Annotated in this window: 19 protein-coding genes; 9 read left to right on the top strand and 10 right to left on the bottom strand. The window is 45.0% G+C overall.

Features of this window, described 5'->3' with window-relative positions:
• Positions 1-31: 31 nt before the first annotated feature.
• Entirely contained in the window at positions 32-1396 is a 1365-nt protein-coding gene (gene glpT / locus R8N47_RS02865; RefSeq protein ID WP_005380199.1) for a glycerol-3-phosphate transporter, read from the bottom strand.
• An 897-nt stretch (positions 1397-2293) separates the two neighbouring features.
• Here glpT and R8N47_RS02860 point away from each other — a divergent pair.
• The 5 genes from R8N47_RS02860 (at position 2294) to R8N47_RS02840 (ending at position 8642) form a co-directional block, all read left to right on the top strand.
• Entirely contained in the window at positions 2294-3148 is an 855-nt protein-coding gene (locus tag R8N47_RS02860; RefSeq protein WP_005380195.1) for an MIP/aquaporin family protein, read from the top strand.
• 59 nt (positions 3149-3207) lie between these two features.
• Positions 3208-4725 (top strand): glycerol kinase GlpK, encoded by a 1518-nt coding sequence (glpK, locus tag R8N47_RS02855; RefSeq protein WP_005380193.1) that lies wholly within the window; start codon positions 3208-3210, stop codon positions 4723-4725.
• Positions 4726-4884: 159 nt separating this feature from the next.
• Positions 4885-5676: a DeoR/GlpR family transcriptional regulator gene (locus tag R8N47_RS02850; protein ID WP_005380192.1), complete on the top strand. Its 792-nt coding sequence runs from the start codon at positions 4885-4887 to the stop codon at positions 5674-5676.
• Between the two features lie 177 nt (positions 5677-5853).
• Positions 5854-7413, top strand: coding sequence for a glycerol-3-phosphate dehydrogenase (gene glpD / locus R8N47_RS02845; protein ID WP_064354256.1), 1560 nt, complete (start codon positions 5854-5856; stop codon positions 7411-7413).
• Between the two features lie 275 nt (positions 7414-7688).
• A complete protein-coding gene (locus tag R8N47_RS02840) occupies positions 7689-8642 on the top strand; it encodes a CorA family divalent cation transporter (RefSeq protein WP_005391702.1) in 954 nt (317 codons plus the stop codon).
• Positions 8643-8715: 73 nt separating this feature from the next.
• Here the strand turns inward: R8N47_RS02840 and R8N47_RS02835 are convergent, their stop codons facing one another.
• Positions 8716-9900, bottom strand: coding sequence for an NnrS family protein (locus R8N47_RS02835; RefSeq protein WP_005391701.1), 1185 nt, complete (start codon positions 9898-9900; stop codon positions 8716-8718).
• A 182-nt stretch (positions 9901-10082) separates the two neighbouring features.
• Between R8N47_RS02835 and R8N47_RS02830 the strand changes: the two genes are divergently transcribed.
• Positions 10083-10634 carry a gamma-glutamylcyclotransferase family protein gene (locus R8N47_RS02830; RefSeq protein WP_064354257.1) on the top strand — a complete coding sequence of 184 codons (552 nt, stop codon included), beginning with the start codon at positions 10083-10085 and terminating at the stop codon, positions 10632-10634.
• Positions 10635-10703: 69 nt separating this feature from the next.
• Here the strand turns inward: R8N47_RS02830 and R8N47_RS02825 are convergent, their stop codons facing one another.
• Entirely contained in the window at positions 10704-11036 is a 333-nt protein-coding gene (locus R8N47_RS02825; RefSeq protein ID WP_005494151.1) for a tRNA-binding protein, read from the bottom strand.
• A gap of 176 nt (positions 11037-11212) precedes the next feature.
• Between R8N47_RS02825 and R8N47_RS02820 the strand changes: the two genes are divergently transcribed.
• Positions 11213-12211, top strand: coding sequence for a substrate-binding domain-containing protein (locus R8N47_RS02820; RefSeq protein WP_017447736.1), 999 nt, complete (start codon positions 11213-11215; stop codon positions 12209-12211).
• Here R8N47_RS02820 and R8N47_RS02815 read toward each other — a convergent pair.
• The 7 genes from R8N47_RS02815 to galE all read right to left on the bottom strand — a co-directional run bounded on the left by R8N47_RS02815 (position 12128) and on the right by galE (position 21313).
• Complete coding sequence (locus R8N47_RS02815) at positions 12128-12931, bottom strand: 3'-5' exonuclease (protein WP_250155874.1); 804 nt, start codon at positions 12929-12931, stop codon at positions 12128-12130. The genes R8N47_RS02820 and R8N47_RS02815 overlap by 84 nt on opposite strands.
• A 1-nt stretch (position 12932) precedes the next feature.
• On the bottom strand, positions 12933-14774 hold the full coding sequence (locus tag R8N47_RS02810; RefSeq protein ID WP_064354259.1) for a DUF294 nucleotidyltransferase-like domain-containing protein: 1842 nt from the start codon (positions 14772-14774) through the stop codon (positions 12933-12935).
• A gap of 63 nt (positions 14775-14837) precedes the next feature.
• Positions 14838-16469, bottom strand: coding sequence for a sodium/sugar symporter (locus tag R8N47_RS02805; RefSeq protein ID WP_064354260.1), 1632 nt, complete (start codon positions 16467-16469; stop codon positions 14838-14840).
• A gap of 399 nt (positions 16470-16868) precedes the next feature.
• Positions 16869-17933, bottom strand: a complete 1065-nt coding sequence (gene galM, locus R8N47_RS02800; protein ID WP_064354261.1) for a galactose-1-epimerase — start codon at positions 17931-17933, stop codon at positions 16869-16871.
• Positions 17934-17942: 9 nt separating this feature from the next.
• On the bottom strand, positions 17943-19103 hold the full coding sequence (gene galK / locus R8N47_RS02795; protein WP_064354262.1) for a galactokinase: 1161 nt from the start codon (positions 19101-19103) through the stop codon (positions 17943-17945).
• A gap of 109 nt (positions 19104-19212) precedes the next feature.
• The gene (locus R8N47_RS02790; RefSeq protein WP_005482347.1) at positions 19213-20265 is read right to left on the bottom strand and encodes a UDP-glucose--hexose-1-phosphate uridylyltransferase; all 1053 of its coding nucleotides are present in this window, start codon (positions 20263-20265) and stop codon (positions 19213-19215) included.
• 1 nt (position 20266) lies between these two features.
• Positions 20267-21313: a UDP-glucose 4-epimerase GalE gene (gene galE / locus R8N47_RS02785; RefSeq protein WP_064354263.1), complete on the bottom strand. Its 1047-nt coding sequence runs from the start codon at positions 21311-21313 to the stop codon at positions 20267-20269.
• A gap of 379 nt (positions 21314-21692) precedes the next feature.
• Between galE and ebgR the strand changes: the two genes are divergently transcribed.
• The gene (ebgR, locus tag R8N47_RS02780) at positions 21693-22679 is read left to right on the top strand and encodes a transcriptional regulator EbgR (RefSeq protein WP_005494135.1); all 987 of its coding nucleotides are present in this window, start codon (positions 21693-21695) and stop codon (positions 22677-22679) included.
• A 347-nt stretch (positions 22680-23026) separates the two neighbouring features.
• Positions 23027-26125: a beta-galactosidase subunit alpha gene (gene ebgA / locus R8N47_RS02775; protein WP_064354264.1), complete on the top strand. Its 3099-nt coding sequence runs from the start codon at positions 23027-23029 to the stop codon at positions 26123-26125.
• Positions 26126-26127 lie beyond the last annotated feature (2 nt).

Genomic DNA, 26127 nt, shown 5'->3' with positions numbered 1-26127 from the left:
GGCAGTATTCCACTGCCTCTTTAAATAAATATTACGCTAGCGCTTCCTTCTCGCGCTCTTTTTGCTCGTGGTGCGCACGTTCACCTAAGAAGGCGTACATCAAACACACGATAGAAGTAATACAAGAACCCACTAAGATGATAAAGCCACCATCCCAGCCAAAGTGGTCTACGGTATAGCCCAAAATCGCGTTTGCGGCAACTGCCCCACCCAGGTATCCAAACAAACCAGTAAGACCAGCGGCAGTACCTGCCGCTTTCTTCGGAGCGAGTTCAAGTGCGTACAAACCGATCAGCATAACCGGACCATAGATTAGGAAGCCAATTGCAATAAGCGCCATCATATCTACTGTTGGGTTGCCCGCAGGGTTAAACCAATAAACCATCACTGCAACTGTCACTAGCACCATAAATAAGATACCAGCAGGTGCACGACGACCTTTGAACAATTTGTCAGAGATCCAACCACACAATAGTGTTCCTGGAATGCCAGCCCATTCGTATAAGAAATAAGCCCATGACGATTTATCTACCGAGAAATCCTTCGCTTCTTTTAGGTAAACAGGTGCCCAGTCCAGTACGCCGTAACGAATTAGGTAAACAAATGCGTTTGCAATTGCAATCGACCAAAGAAGTTTGTTGTTGAAGACGTATTTGAAGAAGATTTCCTTCGCTGTCATTTCTTGTTCATGGGACTTGTCATAGTCATCTGGGTAATCGTCTTTGTATTCTTCAATAGGAGGCAGACCACAAGACTGAGGGGTATCGCGAACCGTCATCCAAACAAACACAGCAACCAACGTGGCGAAAAATGCAGGAACATAAAATGCAGTGCGCCAATCATCGTTAAATGCCCACAGGCCAAGAATAAATAGTGGACCAATCAAGCCACCACCCACGTTGTGCGCCACGTTCCAAACCGAAACGATCTCACCACGCTCTTTACGTGACCACCAGTGCACCATGGTTCGGCCACAAGCAGGCCACCCCATCCCTTGGAACCAACCGTTTAAGAAAAGCAAAATGAACATCGCAGTGACGCTACCAGTCGCCCATGGCATAAAGCCAAAGCAAAACATCACTAATGCAGACATCAATAGGCCGCCACTAAGGAAATAGCGAGGGTTGGAGCGGTCTGAAACGCTGCCCATTAGAAACTTAGAGAGACCATATGCAATGGAAACAGCTGCCAAGGCGACACCTAAGTCTCCGCGGCTAAAGCCTTGCTCGATAAGATAAGGCATCGCCAAACTGAAGTTTTTACGAACTAGATAGTAACCGGCGTAGCCAACAAAGATACCGATAAAGAGTTGCCAACGGAGGCGAGAGTAGGTGCTATCGATGCTGCCAGGGGACAGACGATCAATGTGCGCCTTAGGTTTGAATATTCCAAACATAGGAACCTCATTATTTTGTATGCGATGGTAAAAACACAAAAGGAGCGAACGAAACAAAATAAATCTTCGTTCGAAAGTTCATGAATTGTATGGAGTTAGGATTTTATTTCTGTGACAAATGTTGCACATGGATTAAATATAAGTAAATACAGTAAATTATATGAGCATTAATTAGATCATCGTTCAACTTTACTCAAGATTCGTTAATATGAAACTGATATTCAAACCTCTCACTTGAGCATTCCAATTCGAAACCTTTGAAACAAAGGCTCGAATTAGAACATAAACTAACCGTAAAAAGGGCGATTTACGCCTGCCCTACTCGCTCCGAACCAACTAATAACTAAAAAGCTGAAAAACGATCACGTTTAGCATCAAACGAAATAAAAAAAACAATTTTTATCTGAATACAAGCCGAAGCAATGATTCACAAACACAAGACATTAACAGCGTTTATTCTCTTCTCAACTCATCCTATTGGTATCAATGGGATGACGATTTTTTCTAAAAGTCCAAACATGACAGCGTATTTTTTTATATCACTGCTAGCCCTTGATACATTTGACATTCTCCTACTCCTTTAGGGTTAACTGCTACACAAGTTCTGTGTAATAAATCTCCAAGCACGTAGCAGCTTCACAAAACTCCTCTTACCAGTTGTGCATTCTTTTTCACATCGGTAATTTGAGCGCTCTCAACACTGGCCTCGTGACAAATAAATTATTTTCGTTGTGTTCTTTTCCGGTTAAAAGATGCGCCATTTAACAAAAACGAAGACTTTGATTAACAAATTTATGCTCAAACGCTCATTTTTAACGCTCGTTTGTTTTCGCAAACGTTTATATATGCACAATAGTACCGTGCTAGACAGGCAAAAATGATCAAAGGACTTTTAACATGACAACGAACAAACACCCCTCTCTGCTCGGAGAATGTTTGGCCGAGTTTATCGGTACAGGACTACTTATTTTCTTCGGCGTAGGCTGTGTTGCAGCCTTAGTTCTAACAGGCGCATCATTTGGACAATGGGAAATCAGTATTGTATGGGGCTTCGGTGTCGCCATCGCTATTTACTGTACGGCTGGCGTCTCTGGTGCACACATCAACCCTGCCGTTACCATCGCACTTGCTATGTTCCATGGTTTTGATAAGGCGAAAGTGGTGCCATACATTATCGCTCAAATGCTTGGGGCATTCTGTTCTGCTGCATTGGTATACAGCTTATACAGCAACCTTTTCACCGACTACGAAATCGCTCATAACTTCGTTCGCAGCAGCCAAGATGCACTAGCAACTGCTGGTATCTTCTCAACCTATCCGCATGCCTCCCTCTCTTTCTTTGGTGCTTTTGCTGTGGAATTCGTTATCACTGCTGTGCTGATGTTTGCGATTCTGGCTCTGGGCGATGAAAATAACGGCGCGGCACGTGGCGCAATGAACCCTCTATTGATCGGTATTTTGATTGCCGTCATCGGTGGTTCACTTGGCCCACTAACAGGCTTTGCGATGAACCCTGCTCGTGACTTTGGACCAAAGCTGTTCGCTTACTTCGCTGGTTGGGATTACGCTCTGACAGGTGCTAAAGACATTCCTTACTTTATCGTGCCTTTACTTGCTCCGATTGCAGGTGCGTGTTTTGGTGGTTGGTTGTATCCAAAAGCGATTGCCGCTTACCTTCCACAACAAGGTCACGGTTGCACGATTCCAAACCAATGTGAGACGGAAGAAGAAACAGAAGAAGCTAGAGCTTAAAACTGACGTAACTCGAACATTTACTAAAATATAAATAACGAAACAAAAGGATTCTTACCATGACTGAGCAAAAATACATTGTTGCCCTAGACCAAGGTACAACAAGCTCTCGCGCAGTGATTCTTGATCATGATGCGAACATCGTAAGCGTCGCGCAACGCGAATTTACTCAGATTTATCCAGAAGCTGGTTGGGTTGAACATGATCCAATGGAGATCTGGGCAACACAAAGCTCTACCTTAGTAGAAGCTCTAGCTAAGTCTGGCATCCGTAGCGACCAATTAGCGGCTATCGGTATTACTAACCAGCGTGAAACGACTATCGTCTGGAACAAAGAAACAGGTAAACCCGTTTACAATGCGATTGTATGGCAATGTCGCCGTACTGCTGATATCTGTGAAGATTTAAAAGCACGCGGTCTCGAAAACTATGTACGTGACAACACTGGTTTGGTGCTTGACCCTTACTTCTCCGGTACCAAAGTTAAATGGATTCTGGACAATGTTGAAGGCGCACGAGAAGACGCAGAAGCAGGTAAGCTGTTGTTTGGTACTGTCGATACTTGGTTAGTTTGGAAGATGACTCAAGGTCGCGTTCACGTAACCGACTACACTAACGCATCGCGTACCATGCTGTTTAACATCAACGATCTATGTTGGGATCAAAAAATGTTAGATGAGCTTGGCATCCCAGCATCTATGATGCCAGAAGTGAAGCGCTCATCGGAAATTTACGGTAAAACCAACATCGGTGGTAAAGGCGGTACTCGTATTCCTATTTCTGGAATCGCAGGTGACCAACAAGCGGCGCTTTACGGCCAAATGTGTGTTGAAGCGGGTCAAGCGAAAAACACTTACGGTACGGGTTGTTTCTTGCTAATGAATACTGGCCAAGAAAAAGTCACTTCGACACATGGCCTTCTAACTACTTTGGCTTGTGGTCCTGCAGGCGAACCAGCTTATGCACTTGAAGGTGCCGTATTCATGGGTGGAGCTTCTATCCAATGGCTACGCGATGAATTGAAAATCCTAAACGGTGCAGAAGACTCTGAATACTTCGCGACAAAAGTGGATACATCAAACGGCGTTTATGTCGTGCCTGCATTTACTGGTTTAGGCGCTCCATACTGGGATGCCTACGCACGTGGCACGATTGTCGGCCTTACTCGCGGTGTGAATTCAAACCATATCATCCGTGCAACATTGGAAGGCATCGCTTATCAAACTCGTGACGTACTGGATGCGATGCAAGCTGACTCAGGCATTAAGCTTGCGAACCTTCGCGTCGATGGTGGTGCAGTAGCGAACAACTTCCTAATGCAATTCCAATCCGATGTATTGAACACAGAAGTACACCGCCCTCAAGTAACTGAGGTTACCGCTCTTGGTGCAGCCTACCTTGCCGGCCTTGCAGTTGGTTACTGGGATAGCATTGATGAGTTGCAGAATAAAGCGGTACTTGATCGCACCTTTGAGCCACACGATGATGAAGAAAAACGCAATCGTCGTTACAAGGGCTGGAAACGTGCAGTGAAATGTGCACAAACCTGGTCTGAACTTCACGACGAAGAAGATTAATCTCATCTCCATAAGAAAAGAAGAGCGCCATTTGTGCGCTCTTTTTGCGCTTTATCCCCGATTCCTGAACTCGCTTACTTCTCACAACGAGCAAATTCGAGCACAATAGAGCTTCGAATTTGAAGCATTGGCCGTTACCAATGCACAAGGGAGTGGTAAGTGAAGCAAATACCTCGACACCAGCAGATTGTTGAGCTGGTGAAAAAACAAGGCTATGTCAGCACGGATGAGTTGGTAGAAAGATTCAATGTCAGCCCACAAACCATCCGACGCGATCTCAATGAACTCGCCGATGACAACAAAATTCGTCGTTATCACGGTGGAGCCACTATTCCTCTCAGTTCTGAAAACACATCTTACAACACGCGTAAAGCGCTCAACTTCAATGAAAAAGATGTCATTGCAGACGAGGTAGTCAAACACATTCCAGATGGTGCCACACTATTCATCGATATTGGCACTACACCAGAAGCAGTTGCGCGAGCGCTCAATAAAAACCATAAACAGTTGCGTGTTGTCACCAACAACATCAATGTTGCGACCATTCTTTTCCCTAACCCTGAAATCAAAGTCATCTTAGCGGGTGGAGAAGTCCGCAGCAGAGACGGCGGTATTGTTGGCGAGGCTACCCTCGATTTCGTTAAACAGTTCCGTCTCGACTTTGGTATTCTCGGCATTAGCGGTATCGACTTCGATGGCTCGCTATTAGACTTTGATTACCACGAAGTCCGGGTCAAACAAGCGATCATTGACAATAGCCGTAGTGTATTTCTTGCCGTAGACCACACCAAGTTCGGGCGCAATGCTATGGTGAAACTAGGCAATATTGCACAGCTCAACATGATCTTTACCAATAAGCAGCCACCAGAAGAAATCTTGTCAATTTTGAAGGAAGCTTCTATCCCACTTGAAGTGGTTGAAGCTAACGAATCAAACTCCGAAAACGAGTAACGTCAATCGTATAACTCCCCCTCAAATGACCTCTGTCTTAATTAGACAGAGGTTTTTTTTGTGTCTAAATCACACAAAACGCTCACAAACGAAAATAATAGATGATCACAAACGAAACCTGAGCTAGGATTACATTATGTTCTAAAATGCTCGTTCGCTCACCAAGAGGTCAAATTTATGAGTATACAAAATAATGCTTCCACTACTAGCTCATCCACTACCTTAGACTTGATCGTAATCGGTGGCGGCATTAACGGAGCTGGTATTGCAGCAGACGCAGCTGGCCGAGGTTTGAGTGTTGGCTTATACGAAGCAAATGACTTCGCATCTGCGACTTCTTCAGCAAGTTCTAAACTGATACACGGCGGTTTACGCTACCTTGAACACTACGAGTTTCGTTTAGTTTCGGAAGCGCTCGCAGAGCGTGAGGTTATTCTTCGTAAAGCACCACACGTCGCACTACCAATGCGTTTCCGTTTACCGCATCGCCCATTCCTACGCCCAGCTTGGATGATTCGTTGTGGCCTTTTCCTTTACGATAACTTGGGTAAACGTACGACGCTGCAAGGCAGTAAAACCGTCAACCTTGCGAAATCTGGCTTGCTAAAACCAGAAATGAAAACGGGTTTCGAATACTCTGACTGTTGGGTTGATGATGCACGTTTAGTATTACTGAACGTTCTTGCGGCTCGCGAAAACCATGCTGAAGTGCGTAACTACTGCCGCGTGGAAAAAGCACACCGTGAAGGTGGTATCTGGCATGTTACTATTCACGATGTGATGACAGACCAACGTTTCGAACGTCAAGCGAAAGCGTTAGTCAATGCTGCGGGGCCTTGGGTAAAACAGTTCTTTGATGATGGATTAGAGCAAACCTCTCCTCGTAACATTCGCTTAATCAAAGGCTCGCACATCGTTGTTCCTCGTATCCACAACGAACCGCAAGCCTACATTCTTCAAAACAAAGACAATCGCATCGTATTTATGATTCCTTACTTAGATAAGTTCTCAATCATTGGTACAACAGATGTGGAATACAAAGGTGACCCACGTGAAGTGTCGATCTCAGATGACGAAGTCGATTACCTCATTGATATCGTAAACCAACACTTTGTCCACCAGTTGACTCGCGAAGATGTAGTTTGGACATACAGCGGTGTTCGTCCTTTATGTGACGATGAATCTGACTCTCCGCAAGCAATCACACGAGACTACACGCTAGAGCTCGATGCGGAATACGACCATGCACCTCTGCTTTCTGTTTTTGGTGGTAAGTTAACGACCTACCGTAAGTTAGGTGAAGCAGCAATGAAGAAACTTGCTCCGTTCCTACCTGAAATGGGTAAAGACTGGACGGCCAACCAAACCCTTCCTGGTGGTAACTTCAGCTGTAGTCGTGAACAATTAGCTAAACAAATTCACGCTAAATACACTTGGGCGCCAGAAGCATTGATTCTTCGTTATGTCACACAGTTTGGTACCCAAACCTGGAACTTAATGGAAGGCACAACAAGTGAAGCTGACTTAGGACAAACGTTCTCGGCACAAGCAGGTGGTGTTTACCAACGTGAGATCGATTACTTAATGAACCATGAAATGGCAATGACCGATGAAGACATTTTATGGCGCCGTACTAAGCTTGGTCTTTACATGAACGAGGAAGAAAAACAGGCCTTAACGGACTATTTAAAGAAAAAGCTACAACAGAAAGTGGTTAATCTTTCTCAAGTTGGCTAACAGCTCCCCTCCCTCCCCCACAATAAAGCCTGCTTAGTTGCAGGCTTTTTGTTTTGTTGTTTAAGCACAACACCTTGGTGCGCTCCACTCGATTGCAAATAAGAACAACTATTCATAGACATTTGGCGTTAAATACAATCATACTCATTTGAAAAATAATGCATCAATGACTTCAGAGTACCGTACTCAGAGCATTGCCTCTGTATGGCAATGCAATTCTCGCGAAAGAAGTATCTTGAGGTTATTTTGGTATCGGCTCAAACAAGGAAAAGAAAATGGGTTTTATGATTGAACATTGGGACTTCTCAACCCCAGAAGCAACTCAACAATCCACCACGGCAGAGCAAATTCAAGCTAAGCATTGGTACCATTGCGAACGGCTGCATCCTGATATTCGTGGTTGGCTGGAGCAAAACCAAGTACCTCGAGCTACGGTTGATCATCTATTAGCCGACGAAAGTCGACCATCTTTCCATCCTTTGGATGACGAGAACTTCATGTTGATTTTACGAGGCGTCAATATGAACGGCAATGCATCACCAGAAGATATGCTTAGTATTCGAATTCTCTACTTTCAAGGCGCACTCATTTCAACTCGTAAAATTCCATCACGCGCGATCATGGAGATTCGCCAAGCATTAGCGGAACACAAAGGCCCAAAAAGTCTTGCCAGTTTACTTCATCAGATCATTGAAGGATTAAACAGTAAAATAGACATTTACCTTGATACGATTGAAGAAACACTAAACCAGTTCGACGTGAATGATGAGTCGACGTACAAACATATGGCGACTCAAAAAGCACTGATTTCTATCAAGCGTTTTATTCGCCCTCAGCAGTACGCTATCCGTGATCTTGTGGAGTCAGAATCAGAATTGATTGCTTTGAGACCTCATCAATATCGCTTCGCACACAATAATATTACGCGCATAAATGAAACACTTGAGTTTTATCTTGGAGAAGTGGCGCTTTTCCAAGAAGAGATCAAACATCATCGTGATGAGAAAACCAATAAAAACAGTTACCTGTTTACTTTGGTAGCAACGATTTTTCTACCAACCAGCTTCTTAACAGGTTTACTCGGTATCAATGTTGGTGGAATGCCAGGCGTGGAATCCACCATGGCATTCACCTGGTTCTGCATCGCCTTAATTGTCATTTTTGGTCTAGAGTGGTGGCTATTTAAACGCTTGGGGCTCACGAATAAAGCGGACGACGAAGACGAATAAACACTAAACCTATAAAGAACAAAAACCAAAAGAGGAGCACGCGGCTCCTCTTTTCTCTACTCACATTAGAATCTTATCCGGGGTGACCATCCACACGAGGGGTCACAAGCATCACACCAAAGCGCCACACAAATAGCCCAAACGCAACAATCCATAATCCGCCGCTGATATCAATCCACAGTATCATGTTCGCTGGATCAAAGATCACGGCGAAACTGCGAACCAAAGCTGCCGCGGTAATTGCTGCAAACGCAAGGCTCATGTTTGGCCCTTTGTAGATCATGCGACCAGTATGTCCCATCGTCACCCGTGTAATCATCGCTAAAATCAAACCGCCTAACGCACCTATCGCAAACAGGTGAATGAGGTTATGGCTGGCAAATGCATCTCCCCAGACGCCTCGCAAAATTAAGCTTAGTGGTAAACACAAATACGCAGCATGCAGCGACCACACTAAAGGCTCGCTCAGGGTTAACCAAGGTTTCCAGCGAACAAAACGCACCAACTGAGCAACACCTGCAAATAGCATCAAAGGACTACCTAGTTCTGCAAACGTCACAGGGAAAAAGCTCAGCACAAATAGCATTACCAATGGCAAGTTCGCGAACCACTCTAACCAAGCCAATGGTTGCGCTTTTTCGAAATTAAATCGACGCGCAGTAAAAAATGGAATCACACGTCCGCCCATCACTGACAACAGCAAGGTAAACCACCACAGCATTGCTTGCCACACCGCTGAAGAGCTAAAGGGCGGCATACCTTTTATCGTTGCGTAGCTTGCAAAGTTCGCAAAGATGGCTAAAAGAAACAGTGGAACGAAAAACAAATTACGCCAACCTTTGGCTCGATACACACGAATGCCCACCTCATAGGCGACAAACAGTAAAAATACCGCTTCGATACTGCTGGTTAACCATAACGGTGCTGGTGTCCAAAGCAATATGCGGGGCACTAACCACAAGCCAAATAAAGCCAGAAGCATGTAATGCTTGGTACCATTAATGCCAGTCCAGTTTTGTACCGCGGTCAGTACAAAGCCAACTACAATGGCCATCGAAAAACCGAACAACATTTCATGTACGTGCCACCACAATGCAGGCACGGCTAATGCGTTTGGCTGTCCGCCTTGGAACATCCACACCCACAACGCAATCGCAACAATGGCGTAAATCGACCCAAACAGAAAAAACGGCCGAAAGCCTAATCGCAGCCATGCGGGGATTTTTTCTTCTACTTTTTTATCGGTGATATTCAGCATTATCTTGCCCTCAAGCGTCTCTCGATGCTGGTTAACTCAACTACATATTGATGCTACCATAAACATGTATAAAAAATACATGTTTATAATTAAGATTATACTTAAGAGGTAAAGTTGTGCTTCAGATGCGGGTTAGGTATAAACATGAGAGGCACAACTATCAGTTAAGGGATGCAACGACAATGTACATATTTGGCTATGGCAGTTTGATTAATTCTGCGTCACGTAAGTTAACCGGACAAACGGGAGAAGCCATTCCCGTCATAGCACATGGGTTGGTTCGCTACTGGGGGAAGATTGACGACAGCTACAGCCTCTCTCCATTAGTGGTGAACCAAGGCGATGGACAGGTTAATGGCGTTTTACTCGAAGTAAATGAAGAAGCGCTCGCAGAATTCGACCGCCGTGAGCGAGGTTATCATCGTATTCAACTTCAGCCAGATCAAATCGAAACAGATGCGAGTTTTAACCAAGAACATGACATTTGGGTTTACGTAAAAGACGAGCCACTACCACCATGCGAAAAGAGCCCAATCATGCAAAGTTATGTTGATACCGTACTGGCAGGTTGCTTGGAAGTTTCCCACGCGTTTGCAGAGCATTTTGTGCGTCACACCATTGGCTGGCAACACGCAAAAGAAAATGACCGCCACCAACCTAAATATGGCAACCTTGCAGGCGTGCAAGAGCATCATTACGAGTTGATTGATAATCTGCTTGCCCAAAATTCGTAGCTCAATCCCATCTGTAAAAACAGCTCTAAACTAAGAGCTGTTTTTACAGTAGAGCGACCAGTGAACTGATTAAACAATTCTCACCCCAGTCGGCATCGCTCTTTCTGGAGTTAGCAACACACTTTCGGATTCATCATCCGTTTCTGCGCACAACAACATACATTCTGAGGTTTCGCCGCGCATTTTGGCTTTGGCAAGATTACACAACACGACCACTTGTTTGCCCATCAACTCTTCCTCGGTGTAATAAGGTACTAAACTGGTTACGGTTTGCAGTGTTTTTTCACCAATATCAATTTGCACAATGTACAGCTTGTCTGCATTTTGATGACGAGCCACTTCAATGATTTTTCCGGTACGAATTTCCAGTTTGGCAAAATCAGAGTAAGCAATAGTTTCCATAATTAAAACCTCAGTAAAGTTTTACTAAAAAGATAACGTTTACACTATCAGTAAGCTTAATAAATACAAGTGGTAAAGATCTCATTTCCGAAAGCAAATCCCCTATCAAATTGCACTTATTACACAATGGGTGTTTAATACTTCCAGTCAAAATTTTTAGCCACTAAAGGTTCTATATGGCAACGATCAAGGATGTCGCGAAAGAAGCCGGTGTTTCGGTCGCAACGGTTTCTCGCGTGATCAACAAGTCCCCAAAAGCCAGTCAATCATCGGTAGAGTCGGTCACCAAAGCAATGAGCAAATTGGGTTACAGACCCAATGCCGCAGCTCGTGCACTGGTGAGTCAAAGCACAAATACCATGGGTGTGTTGGTGAGTGATGTGTCCGATCCTTTCTTCGGCACGCTGGTCAAATCCGTCGATAATGTCGCGCGCGAAAATGGCAAACATATCTTGATTGGCAACGGTTACCATAATCCAGAAGATGAGCGTCAAGCCCTAGAATTGCTGATCAACAGCCGTTGCGATGCAATAGTCATCCACTCGAAAGGCTTATCTGATGAGGAGCTAATTGGCTACGCCCAAGAGGTGAAAGGTATGGTGCTTATCAATCGTCATATCCCAGAGCTGGCCGAACGCTGTATTTCCCTTGATAACCGCAAAGGAGCATTCCTCGCGACAGAATATTTGATTCGTCACGGGCATCGCAAAATCGCTTGCATTGCCTCATCCCACGATATCGAAGATACCGATGAGCGCTTGCAAGGTTACCAAGCCGCATTGAAAGAACATGGTATTGAACTCTCCAAAAGCTACATCGAATACGGTGAGCCCAACAGTGATGGTGGCGAAGTTGCGATGACCAACCTGTTAACCAAATCTTTGGAGATTACTGGAGTGGTGGCCTACAACGACTACATGGCCGCTGGCGCACTGGCAGCGTTAGATCAAAATGGCATTGACGTACCAAATAAGGTATCTATGGTCGGGTTCGATGATGGCTTGATCGCCCGCTTTGTTCACCCTAGCCTGACCACTATTCGCTACCCAATCGAGATGATGGCAGAACGCGCCGCCCGTTTGGCTTTGGCGCTATCTCGTGACGAAAAAATTGAAGACGAAACCATTATTTTTAGCCCAACTTTGGTACGAAGAAATTCTGTTGAGCGTTGTTGATATATGCGTTAAATGTTGGCGCGAAGCATTAACTAAAACATGTAATGGCGCAGATGAAAGGCCAAACAAGCAATTAATCTGTGCTAGATATAGTTCGGCAGTCGCTATCGCATCATTTAGTGCGTTATGGGCTTGATATGTTGGTAGGTTGAGTTCCTTTCGAATTGAACTTAACCGCCAGTCAGACCGAGTAGGTCTCAGTTGGGTGCGATATTGCTCGATTTTTAATGTATCTAACCATATTAATGGCAACTTCAAATTCTGGTACTTCATCTTGATGTATTGCTCTAAAAACTTCTGCTCCATAATGCAGCCATGTGCAACAAGAATTTTACCAGCAATTACATCCAGCAACTGAGTGAAAGCAACTTGTTCTGAAATCCCCGATACATGCAACGTTTCAGGCCTGATATGGTGAACTTTGACTGACTCATGACAAATATCAATTGCATGATTAATGAAGATATGACGTGCACTATTTAGACGAATATTGCTGTTTCGAATTTCGACCCATCCAATACTGATTACTCTATCTACTTCAGGATTAAATCCTGTCGTTTCAAAGTCCAAGACTAACGTGTCTAACTCTCTAGCGTCCGATAAAGCTCCAGGTAGAGGCGTATTTCCTATAGAGTTAAATACATCTGGCAAGCTAGATTTTTCTAGCTCTCTGCGCACGTGTTCTAGATGTTCAATTGACTGGAATGAGTAGCCAAACATACTAAGAGCCAAATTTCATTTTTAACGTGTCTTGATAACCGCGTATTATGCGAAAAGCATCTTTGAGGTGTTGTCTTTCAAAGCTGCCAAAATGCTCAGGAAATATAGCATTCGTTACTGGCTTTCCACCTTGTAAGCATTGCAGCTGATGTGAGTAACGTAATTGCGTTACATAACGATAAGTCCCTATCAAGTCTTGATGTGAAGTGCTATTAATCAATCCTGTATCATACGCAAAATCGAATCTTTCTTCCGTAGACAACATACCTCCGCCTTTATGAAGAGCATAAATTCTAGCGATATCGACCACCAGACCAATCGCAGACTTTTTAATATTCAGCGATTTTTCGTTGTGACCATTGTTTTCTAACACTAAGTTATTGAATATCCCTAGTGGTGGACGGTGTGATATTAAATTTCTAACTAAGGCTGCGATTAAATGAGGGTTATTTTTGGTACACCGCTCGCGTTCACTATTTAGTTCATCAAATAGTGACCTATCCCCGGAAACAAAGCGCACTTCAAGAAAGACATTAAGATTTAGTAACATATTGTATTCTGGATTGTTTGCCCATTTTCTGTAGAGCTGCTTCCAGATGAATAATGGCTGATTCCACTTTGGTGTAGCCGCCATAAAACGCCCATTACACAAAGGATACCCGCATTCCGCTAATCCTTTACATATATACATAGCAAAATGTCGAAAATAAATTCGGTCACTTTCTGTTGCTGAGTCATCAAGTACTAAAGCGTTATCTTGATCAGAACCTAAGTGAACCTCTCCTCTCGCATGCGAACCCGCCGCTAACCAAGCATAATTACAAGGAGGTAAACCCACGTTTCTTTCTGCTAATTTAATCAATCGACAGGTAAAGGCATCATAAATCATCATTAAAACTTGCCCAATTACATTGGCTGGCAAATGCGATTCTATCATAGCCTCAAACACTGCCTGACGTTCGTTTACTAACAATGAAAGCGACTCTAGGCTATTACACTTACTGATTTTTTCAATCAAAAAAACAGCCTGGATGCCATGCCTCTGAACTAACTCTTGAGGGCTAATCAAACCTAAAACCTGTTTATTTTTGTCAAGAACAGGGATATTACGAATATTGTGTTTCATCATCAGATTGAGCACAGAAATCACGGGCTCATTTTGGTCAACACTCTGAGGATGAGCGTTCATAATATCCTCAACAGGTCTATAGATATTAAGCGCCTCAGCAACCACTCTACTTGTCATGTCAGTCTCGGTAACCACTCCAACCAAGGCATTGTCATTGGTAACCAAGGCACAAGTGCAGCCTTTTTTACTCATGATTTGTGCCACTTGCTGGATACTTTGGTTTGTATGCACCACCACAACATTATGATTGGCTAAATCTCTAGCCCTTTTAAAAAACAGGCTTTTTTCTGCTTGTGAATACTGTGCATTAATACTTGAAGTGAGACGTTGACTTGCACGGATTGCAAGCTGGTTAACAACATTTTTAAAATTCGAAACTTCTTTTAGTAAGAACGCATAATTAATTTTATATATTAAACAATTTTCAATGGTTTTTACTTTATATTTATCCTGTTCTAAATTAAATCCAAATACATCATTTTCGCCTAATCTAGCTCTTAATTCACCATTAGGAAATCTCTGTTCGATAACTCCAGATCGAATAATATATAAATTTTTTCCTTCAGGCATAACTAAGGAGACGCTCTCTCCCTTTCCCCAATAAACAATATCTGTGTTCGTAGCGATAGCATCAAGAACATGGTCAGGAAGTAAATGAAATGGCTCTATCGTTTTAAAAAAAGAAACGACATTTGGCAGCAAGGTTGAATCCATATGACACTCTTTTAATTAGAAAAACTCCGCTCAAAAAAGAGCGGAGTATAATAAAGAATGGTTTTACCAGAACAATGTATATAACACTGCCAAAACAATCATTATGCCGTAAGAAGCGATATTAAAGCTTCGATCTGTTACAAACATCGATGATGTAACACTAATACCTTTAGGATCATCATCATTAATTGATGTGCTCAAACTTGTAAATGCGATAACAACCATTGTAAACAATAATGTGTATAGCATTTGATCCATAAATGGCATGGAAAGTGGCATAAATTTCAAGAACAAAGCAAATGGTATTGATGCTACGACACCAATAATAGCCCCTTTACTGGTTGTTTTCTTCCAGAATAAGCCAAGTAAGAATACAGCCAAAATGCCAGGGCTAACTAAACCTGTATATTCTTGGATGTATTGGAATGCCTGGCCAATACCACCTAACATTGGGGCAATTAGGCAGGCAATAATCAATGCCGCAACAGCCGCAGTACGCCCAACGTTCACCAGCTTGTGGTCTCCGGAGTCTGGGGAGATATACTCTTTGTAAATATCCATGGTGAAGATAGTGGCAGTTGAGTTAAGCATTGATGCTAGTGAAGAAACAATTGCAGCAGCAAGAGCCGCAAAAACAACCCCTTTAACACCAACAGGCAAGAATTGAGTCAACCAAGGATATGCTTTATCCGCATGAGCAGCACTTGGAAGGTTTGTTGCTGCAATATCACCAAGACTTGCCATTAGTTTTGGGTCCGAAGTAATAACGTAAGCGGCAATACCTGGCAATACCACGAGAAACGGAACGATAAGTTTCAAAAATGCAGCAAAAACAATACCTTTCTGAGCTTCCGATACTGATTTTGCAGCAAGCGTTCTTTGAATAATGTACTGGTTAAATCCCCAATAGTATAAGTTTGCTACCCAAAGACCACCAATTAATACGGCAATACCAGGAAGGTTCATGTATTGTGGATTACTTTGATCCAAGATCATCTCAAAGTGGCCTGGAGCGGCATCGACCATTTTAGACAACCCAGCGAACCAACCGTCCGTACCACCAATAAAGCTCACTGCCATGTAGGTAGTCATAAAACCACCCAAAACTAAGAAGAACACTTGGATGACATCGGTCCATACTACTGCCGATAAACCTCCGTAAATTGAGTACACCAACGCAAATAGCGCAAGACCTAGAATTGAGTACATCAACGGAATACCCAAAATGGTTTCGAGAGCCAAACCACCCAAATACAGTACTGAAGTTAGGTTTACAAAAATGTACAAGGAAATCCAAAAAACGGCCAAAATTGTTTTTAGTTTTTTATTGAAGCGTTTTTCAACAAATTCGGGAATGGTATAGATTCCTTTTTCAATGAAAATAGGTAGAAAGTACTTACCAACAATAATCAATGTTATTGCCGACATCCATTCATAAGATGCGATAGCCAAGCCGATTGAATAGCCTGAACCAGACATTCCTATAAATTGTTCCGCAGAAATATTTGCAGCAATTAGCGAAGCACCGACAGCCCACCAAGGCAAAGATTTTCCCGCCAAGAAATAATCTTCCGTACTTTTCTGAGTGCCTTTTTTATCACGAGATACCCAAAGTCCGACCCCAATGATAATTGCGACATAAATGGCGAAGACCATTATGTCGATAAAGCTTAGACCATGTTCTATATTCGACATCAGTTTCATCCTGTAGTTTTGTTTACGCCGCAAAGTGTAAACGTTACCACTCAAATGAAATGTAACTCAAATCACACATATTGATACATATTACGCTAAAAACCTTATAACGAGCTAAAGATCACAAATATTAAGAGAAGTGTCATTTAATTAAAACTCTCTAAAATCAACAAAAATGTAAACGATAACAATAAAGGTAAAACGAAGAGTAATAAGTAGGAAATTACGGGGATCATCCACCGTACAGTATTGTGTCGAAAGTGAGGAAAGTGATTTAAACTTCCTAGTAAAAATACATATCAAAAACAAAAAAGGTGGGCATGTAGCCCACCATAACACCCAAAGTCGTTGGAGTTGCAGCATCGCTGCCGCTGCAAGTTCAAAGGGCAGAAGTGCTATCTAAAATTCAAACTGATAAGTAGTTTGATGCTGATAGCAATCCCCAGAGATCAACACCCCATTGTTGAGTCCCCATTCTGGTTTGTTTGGCCCGTCTGGAAAGTATTGCGTTTCCAATGCTAGGCCGTCATAGCGTTCGTAAGTTTTACTTGCACCGGGCGTACCGGCTAAGAAATTCCCTGAATAAAACTGGATGGCAGGCTTGGTGGTTTTCACCTTCATCACCACATCTTCTTTTGGTGCAATTAAAACCGCAGTGACAGACACGCCATCGGTCACTTCAGGCATGAATACAAAGGCGTGATCGTAGCCACCAGCAGTTTTCTGATCTTGCTCGGCAAGAAATTCTTGGCCAATCGATTTTGGTTCGGTGAAATCGAAACTGGTACCCGAAACTGGTTTTTGTTCACCGGTAGGAATTAACCCCGCATCCGTTGGCAAGTAATACCCAGCATTGAGCTGTAAAGTATGATCCAAACTTTTCGCGCGGCTCGCCTCACCAGCCAAGTTAAAGTAGGCATGATTGGTTAAATTCACTGGCGATGTTTTGTCGGTCTTAGCATCATAGGCGATAGCTAGTTCATTCTCGTCAGTGAGCGTGTACATCACCTTCACATCGAGGTTTCCCGGATAGCCTTGGTCACCGTCCGGGGAGCGAAGTGAAAAAGTGACCTGTTGATCATTTTGCTCTTCAACCTTCCAGCGGCGTTTATCAAACCCTTCTAGGCCACCGTGCAGTGAGTTTTCACCGTTATTGATACCAAGTTGATACTTCTCTCCGTCTATCTCAAACTGCCCCTTCGCAATTCGGTTAGCAAAGCGGCCAACAATGGCACCGAAGTAAGCGTCTTGCTTCATGTGTTCAGCCATATTTGGTGAGCGCAACAACACTTCACGGTTTTCACCATTTACCGGTAATGTGCAACTCAACCACGTCGCACCAATATCCATAAACGACGCTGTCATACCATTCGCGTTGGTCAAATGAATCAGAGTCGCAGTTTGGCCATCAAACGACGGCGTTTGCGCCATCGCTTGTTCTAGTTGTTGAAAATAGGCTTTCATCATCATTCCTTACAGCACTTCAACCAAACCCGCACCATTTTTGGCTTGGCAGACATAAATCGACTCTTTTAAGCCCGTAGCCGCTTGGTATTTCGCTTCAACTGCCGCTTTCACATCATCAACCAGTGCTGGCGGTACAAGTGCCACGATGCAACCACCAAAGCCACCGCCAGTCATGCGCACGCCGCCTTGATCGCCGATCACCTCTTTGACTATCTCCACCAGCGTATCGATTTCTTTTACCGTAATTTCGAAATCATCGCGCATCGAGGCATGAGACTCGGCCATCAGCTCACCCATGCGCTTCATGTCGTGTGCTCGTAGCGCTTGCGCCGCTTCTACCGTACGATCGTTTTCTGTGATGACATGACGGGCACGTTTGGCCACCATTTCATCCAGCTCAGCGACTTTCTCGTTGAACTGCTCAATCGTCACATCACGCAAAGCTTTCACACCGAAAATACGCGCCGCTTCTTCACATTGCTGACGACGAGTGTTGTATTCGCTGTCGACCAAACCACGTTTTTTATTCGAGTTGATGATCACGACTGCCATCTCTTCTGGCATGGAAACCGATTCCGTTTCTAGGCTACGGCAGTCCAATAGCATCGCGTGATTTTCACGCCCTTCCGCTGAAATCATTTGGTCCATGATGCCGCAGTTACAACCGACGAATTCGTTCTCTGCTTGCTGACCGTTTAACGCAATTTCGGCTTGGCTGATTTCAAGATTGAACAGCACTTTAAACGTTTGACCGATCACCACTTCCAATGCCGCCGATGAGCTCAAACCCGCGCCTTGAGGTACGTTGCCACTGACTGAAATATCCGCTCCAGTAAACTGGTAGCCACGCGCCAGAAGACACTTCACCACGCCGCGAATGTAGTTCGCCCACATTTTGTCTTGCTGGAAGGTAATGGCTTGCGTGATATCGAATTCGTCCACTGCGTTGCCATAATCGACCGACACCACACGCACAATATTGTCTTCACGCTTTGCCGCCGCCAAGACCGTTTGGTAGTTAATGGCACACGGTAGGACAAAACCATCGTTGTAATCGGTGTGCTCACCAATCAAGTTCACACGACCAGGCGCTTGGATAATATGGCTAGGTGCGTAGCCCAACACTTGCTCAAATGACGCTTTCACATTTTGGATAAGTTCAGACATAGGGACGTTCTCTTAAAATAGTAATTTGTGTGGGATAGCGCGTTGAGCCTAACTTTCTATCTGTAAAGTCGCGCTATCCCGTTATTCGTAATCAGTCCAATTTAAAGACTTAGCATTCTTTGTAGTGGACATCACTCACATCACGCAGACGCTGCGCGGCTTGCTCTGCGGTGAGATCGCGTTGGCTTTCTGCCAGCATTTCGTAGCCCACCATGAACTTACGAACCGTGGCACTGCGCAGTAGTGGCGGATAGAAAAGTGCATGAAGCTGCCAATGGTCGATGTCTGTACCTTGGTCAAAAAACGGCGCGTAGTGCCAGCCCATCGAGTAAGGGAAAGAGCATTGGAATAAATTGTCGTAACGGCTGGTCAGCTTCTTAATCGCTCGCGCTAAATCGTCTCGTTGCTCATCGCTGAGTTCGCTCATACGACGAATGTGCGTTTTCGGCAACAACATGGTTTCGAACGGCCAAGCAGCCCAGTAAGGCACCACCGCCAGCCAGTGTTCGGTTTCCACCACAATGCGTGAGCCGTCTTTGAGTTCCGCTTGCACGTAATCTACCAGCAAGTTGCTGCCGTGTTCTTGGTAGTACGCTTTTAGGTTGTGCTCTTTGCGCTCGATCTCATTTGGTAAGAAGCTGTTCGCCCAGATTTGACCGTGTGGATGCGGCTGAGAACAGCCCATGGTTTCACCTTTGTTTTCGAACGCCTGAACCCAAACGTACTCTTTGCCGAGCTCTTCAATTTGCTCATTCCATGTATCAATCACGCCACGAATTTTATCCACTGGCAGCTCCGGTAAGGTTTTGCTGTGATCTGGCGAGAAGCAAATCACTCGGCTCAAACCACGCACGCCTTGCGTTTTGAATAGCGGGTTGTTTGACTCCGGTGCATCTGGTGAATCCACCATCAGCGCAGCAAAATCGTTATTGAACACATAGGTGCCTTGGTAGTCTGGATTAACATCGCCAGAGATACGTTCGTTGGTTGGACAAAGGAAACATTTACCGTCATAGCTTGGTAGCTCATCCAATGCGGGCTTTTCATCTGCGCCGCTCCAAGGGCGTTTAGCACGGTGAGGTGAAACCAAAATCCATTGCCCAGTCAGAGGGTTGTAACGGCGGTGTGGATGATCCACTGGGTTAAATTCGACATTCGACATGTTACTTACTCAACTCTTTAAAATTCTTCAAACTAGGGGAATAGCCATTGGGATTTTTTGACTGCCAGTTCCACGTATCAGCGGTCATTTCAGCCACCGTGCGTGTTGCTTTCCAGCCTAGTTCACGCTCGGCTTTTTCCGTGCTTGCCCAACATTCAGCAATATCCCCAGGACGACGCGGGCATAACTCGTAAGGCACTGGTTTACCGCAAGCGGTCGCGAACGCATCCACCATCTCAAGTACGCTCGAGCCTTTACCTGTACCTAAGTTGTAAATGTGCAAACCCGATTTCTCACCCACCGATTTCAAAGCCGCAATATGGCCGTCGGCCAGATCCATCACATGGATGTAATCACGTACGCCAGTGCCGTCAGGGGTTGGATAGTCGTTACCGAATACCAAGAGTTTTTCTCGGCGACCAACAGCGACTTGGGCGATAAATGGCATCAGGTTATTAGGAATACCTTGTGGGTCTTCCCCCATGCAGCCCGATGAGTGCGCGCCAACTGGGTTGAAGTAACGCAGTAAGGTGATGCTCCAGTCGTTTTCAGCATGGAACAGATCGCTTAAGCACTGCTCCACCATATATTTGCTGCGTCCGTATGGATTGGTGGTTGCGCCTGTTGGTGAATCTTCCGTAATCGGCACTATTTCTGGGTCACCGTAAACCGTTGCCGATGAGCTGAATACGATGCTTTTCACGCCCGCTTTACGCATGCTGCGCGCCAACACCAATGAGCCATTGACGTTGTTGTCGTAGTACTCAAGTGGTTTTGCCACCGATTCGCCAACCGCTTTGAGGCCAGCAAAGTGGATCACGGCTTGGATGTCGTGCTGCGCGAACAGCGTATCCAAAAATGCTTCGTCACGGATGTCACCTTGGTGGAACGCAGGCTGTTTGCCTGTCAGCGCTTCAATACGGTTTAACACTTCCAGATTGGCGTTACACAAGTTATCAACGATGATAGGTTCCATTCCCGCTTCAATCATCTGAACGCAAGTGTGACTACCGATGTATCCCATACCGCCTGTGACAAGAACTTTCACTTTTGCTTCTCCACGTTTGCTGCTTTCTGTTCATACCTCACTCTGATGCGCTAAAAGCCAATCGCCATTGCATCGAATCGGTACGCCCATTTCTTAACTGGCTAAAAGTCTAGCAACCAATCTCGATCCAGATCCGTGATCGAATTCAAATTGTGTAAACGTTTCCACAAAATTACACAAAAGCCTTATTTTAGATGCTGACTTTAGTTAAATTAAACCAGGAGGATGATGAGCAGTGAAGATGAGTCGAGCAGATACCGCTCTCTTTCGTGGATCGCACGATTTTACTAAAAGTTTGTGCATCCCTAAGTAGCTGTTTACAATAGCCAGATTATTGAGTTCTCACTTGGACTGTGAGCAATGCCAACGGGAAATGTACATGGCAACACTAAAAGATATAGCCACTGAAGCGGGCGTCTCACTTGCAACCGTATCGCGAGTTTTGAATGACGATCCGACGTTGAGCGTTAAAGAAGAAACCAAACGCCGCATTTTAGAAATCGCAGAAAAGCTGGAGTACCGCACCAGCAGCTCGAAGAAAGCCACCAAAGAAGCCAAGCAAAAACATCACTTTTTGGCCTTGTACAATTACAAACAAGAAGCAGAAGTGAACGACCCGTACTACTTGTCGATTCGTCATGGGATTGAAACTCAGTGCGACAAACTCGGCATTACGCTAACCAATTGCTACAACAGCGAAATTGATGTTGAAACGCAAAAGATCACGGGTGTCCTTTTAGTCGGAAAAGTCGACCAAAAGGTGGTCAATAAGTTACCTAAACGCCTAGCCGATAGCATCTGTTACATCGACTTTTCAGATCCAACTAGTCCTTACGATTGCGTTGATATCGATCTTGTAAGAATCAGCAAGCAAGTGGTTGATTTCTTTGTACAACAAGGCTACGAGCGTATCGGATTTATTGGTGGACAAGACGAGCCCAACACCGCAGACATTCGTGAAAATGCGTTTGTGGACTACGGCAGTCTAAAAGGTGTGGTTTCTGAAGACGACATTTATCGTGGCGATTTCTCTAGCTTGTCCGGTTATGACTTAGCGAAAGAGATGCTGGCCAAAGGCGATTTCCCAAAAGCGATGTTCATTGCTTCGGACTCCATTGCGATTGGTGTGTTACGAGCAGTGCATGAGTTTGGTTTAAACATTCCTGATGATATTGCGCTGATCAGCGTGAACGACATTCCTACCGCGCGCTTTACCTTCCCACCTCTATCTACCGTTCGTATTCATTCTGAAATGATGGGTATTCAAGGCGTGAACTTGTTAGTAGAAAAATACCGTGACGGACGCGCACTGCCCCTTCAAGTGTACGTTCCAAGCAAGCTCAAGCTACGCGGCACAACTCGATAAAAACACCCTCAAAACTGCTCAAATAAGGCACTGAATTTTCAGTGCTTTTTTATTTCTTCTTTTACTTTCTACCGAATTTTTACTGTTTTTACTTTCCAAAACAATCTAGAACGCATTCCTTTACGCTGATCACATCTTGCTCAACATTGGTCATTTAAAACGTGACCAAGTTAAAGTAAAACGTTTTCACTAATTTATTTTAGTAAAACTTTTACTAATATCTTTCTCAGATTATTCATAAGCATTTTTCACAATACATCGGCCGTTATTTTTGCACTGATGTTGAGCCGCGATGAAACCAATCCGCACTCCAACATAAGCGCACCAAGCCGAGGGGAGATCAAAACGTGCACAATTGGGAAAACTTCCAACACTTACACGAGAATCGTATGGCACCGCGTGCGTACTTTTTCTCCTACGACTCTGTTCAGAGCGCACAAACCTTTCAACGTGAACTGAGTCGCCGCTTTATGTTGCTCAGCGGCCAATGGACATTCCGTTATTTCACCAACCCAATGTTGGTACCTGATGAGTTTTACTCACAAACAATGAACGACTGGGGACACATTACCGTCCCAAACATGTGGCAAATGGAAGGTCACGGCGATCTACAATACACCGATGAAGGCTTCCCATTCCCGATCGACGTCCCGTTTGTACCAACCGACAACCCAACGGGCGCTTATCAACGCACATTTACACTTGGTCCACAGTGGGATAACCAACAAACCATCATCAAGTTCGACGGCGTGGAAACCTACTTTGAAGTGTACATAAACGGCGAGTACGTCGGCTTTAGTAAAGGCAGCCGACTCACAGCGGAATTCGACATTTCCAAGTTCGTCCAACAAGGCGAAAACTTACTCTCTGTACGCGTGATGCAGTGGGCCGATTCCACTTACATTGAAGACCAAGACATGTGGTGGACGGCGGGGATATTCCGTGATGTTTACCTAATCGGAAAAGAGAACATTCACGTCCAAGACCTAACAATTCGCACCGATTTCGCCGACGATTACCAAAGTGCGACGCTCAGTGCTCAAATCGAATTGGAAAACCTTTCCACCGCTATCGCGTCTGGCTATACGCTGGAATACGCGCTGCATGACAAAGGCACTGTCGTAGCCAGTGGTCAATGCGATTCACTGACTATCCAAAACCACCACTCAACAAGCTTTGCGATTGATATGGTGAATCCAACGCATTGGACGGCTGAAAATCCTTACCTTTACCACTTGTTCATCACCTTAAAAGATCACCAAGGCAACGTAGTGGAAGTGATCCCACAACGAGTGGGTTTCCGTGACATCAAAGTGCGCGATGGCCTGTTTTACATCAACAATCAATACGTGATGCTGCATGGTGTAAACCGTCATGACAACGACCACCTAAAAGGTCGCGCAGTGGGCATGGACCGCGTGGAAAAAGATCTGATTTTGATGAAGCAACACAACATCAACTCGGTTCGCACCGCACACTACCCGAACGACCCACGCTTCTACGAGTTATGTGATATTTACGGCCTGTTTGTGATGGCAGAAACCGATGTGGAAACCCACGGCTTTGCCAACGTTGGCGACCTGAGCCGTATCACCAATGATCCAGCATGGGAAGCGGTGTTTGTTGATCGCGCAGTGCGCCATGTGCACGCACAGAAAAACCACCCATCGATCATCATGTGGTCACTCGGTAACGAATCGGGTTATGGCTGTAACATCCGTGCGATGTATACCGCGACCAAAGCAATTGATGACACCCGTTTGGTTCACTACGAAGAAGACCGCGATGCTGAAGTGGTGGATGTGATTTCCACTATGTACTCACGCGCTCAACTGATGAATTACTTTGGCGAACACCCACACGAGAAGCCACGCATTATCTGCGAATACGCACACGCGATGGGTAACGGGCCGGGTGGTTTAACCGAATACCAAAACGTGTTCTATGCGCACGACCACATTCAAGGTCACTACGTTTGGGAATGGTGTGATCACGGCATTCTAGCGCGTGATGAACACGGCCAAGAGTTCTACAAATATGGCGGCGATTACGGCGACTACCCAAACAACTACAACTTCTGCATGGATGGTCTGATTTACCCAGATCAAACCCCAGGCCCAGGTCTCAAAGAATACAAACAAGTCATTGCACCGGTGAAAATCCGCGCCGTTGAAGGTTGCCATGACCGCTTTATCGTTGAGAACAAATTGTGGTTCACCAGCCTCGATGATTACACCATTACTGCTGACGTGCGTGCCGAAGGTGAAACCCTGCGTAGCGTGCAATTCAAAGTCGAAGCTTTGGTCGCCAACAGCGAACGTGAAGTGACCATCGACTTGCCAGAATTGGATGAGCGCGAAGCCTTTGTTAACTTCACCGTACGCAAAGACAGTCGCACGCTTTACAGCGAAGCCAACCATGAAATTGCGGTGTATCAGTTCCAACTGAAAGAAAACACCGCGACGTTGCCTGCGCTGGTCAACCACAATATTCAACCCTTGGCGCTTGAAGAAAGCCGCCTAGAGCACGTGATCACAGGTCATAACTTCGCGCTTACTTTCTCGAAAGTAAACGGCAAGCTGACTTCTTGGCGCGTAAATGGCGAAGAGATCATTCAATCAGAGCCGAGACTGAACTTCTTCAAACCGATGATTGATAACCACAAACAAGAGTATGAAGGTTTGTGGCATCCAGCGCATCTGCAAATCATGCAGGAGCACTTCCGCACACTTGCTGTGGAAGCAACCAATGATTCCGTCTTGATTACGACCACCAGCATCATTGCGCCGCCGGTCTTTGATTTTGGCATGCGTTGTACCTATCGCTATCAAATCAATGCTCAAGGCCATTTGAACGTGGAACTGAGTGGCGAACGCTACGGCGACTACCCTCACGTGATTCCGGTCATCGGCTTGGATTTGGGCATCAACGGCAGCTTTGATCAAGTGAGTTACTACGGTCGCGGCCCAGAAGAAAACTACCAAGACAGTCGCCAAGCTAACCTCATTGATGTTTACCACACCAATGTGGCGGACATGTTCGAGAACTACCCGTTCCCGCAAAACAACGGCAACCGCCAACACGTGCGCTGGGCATCGCTCACCAACCGTCATGGCACAGGGTTATTGGTGAAACCTCAGCAAGAAATCAACTTCAGCGCGTGGTTCTACACCAACCAAAATCTGCATGAAGCGCAACATACGATCGAGCTAGAAAAGAGTGGCTACATCACCCTTAATCTTGACCATCAAGTGATGGGGTTAGGCTCGAACTCATGGGGCAGTGAAGTGCTCGACTCTTACCGCGTGTACATGGACGAGTTCCGTTACGGTTTGACGCTGATGCCACTGCAAGCAGGCGATTGCAACGCACAAGTGATGGCAAACCATGATTTCGACAACGCATTTTTCACTCAAACCAATACTCAATCAGTCAACGAGGCGTAATC

The organism is Vibrio sp. 2132-1, assembly GCF_033344315.1.
The sequence above is the reverse complement of the archived record's forward strand: the minus strand, read 5'-3'. Positions and strand labels throughout refer to the sequence as shown.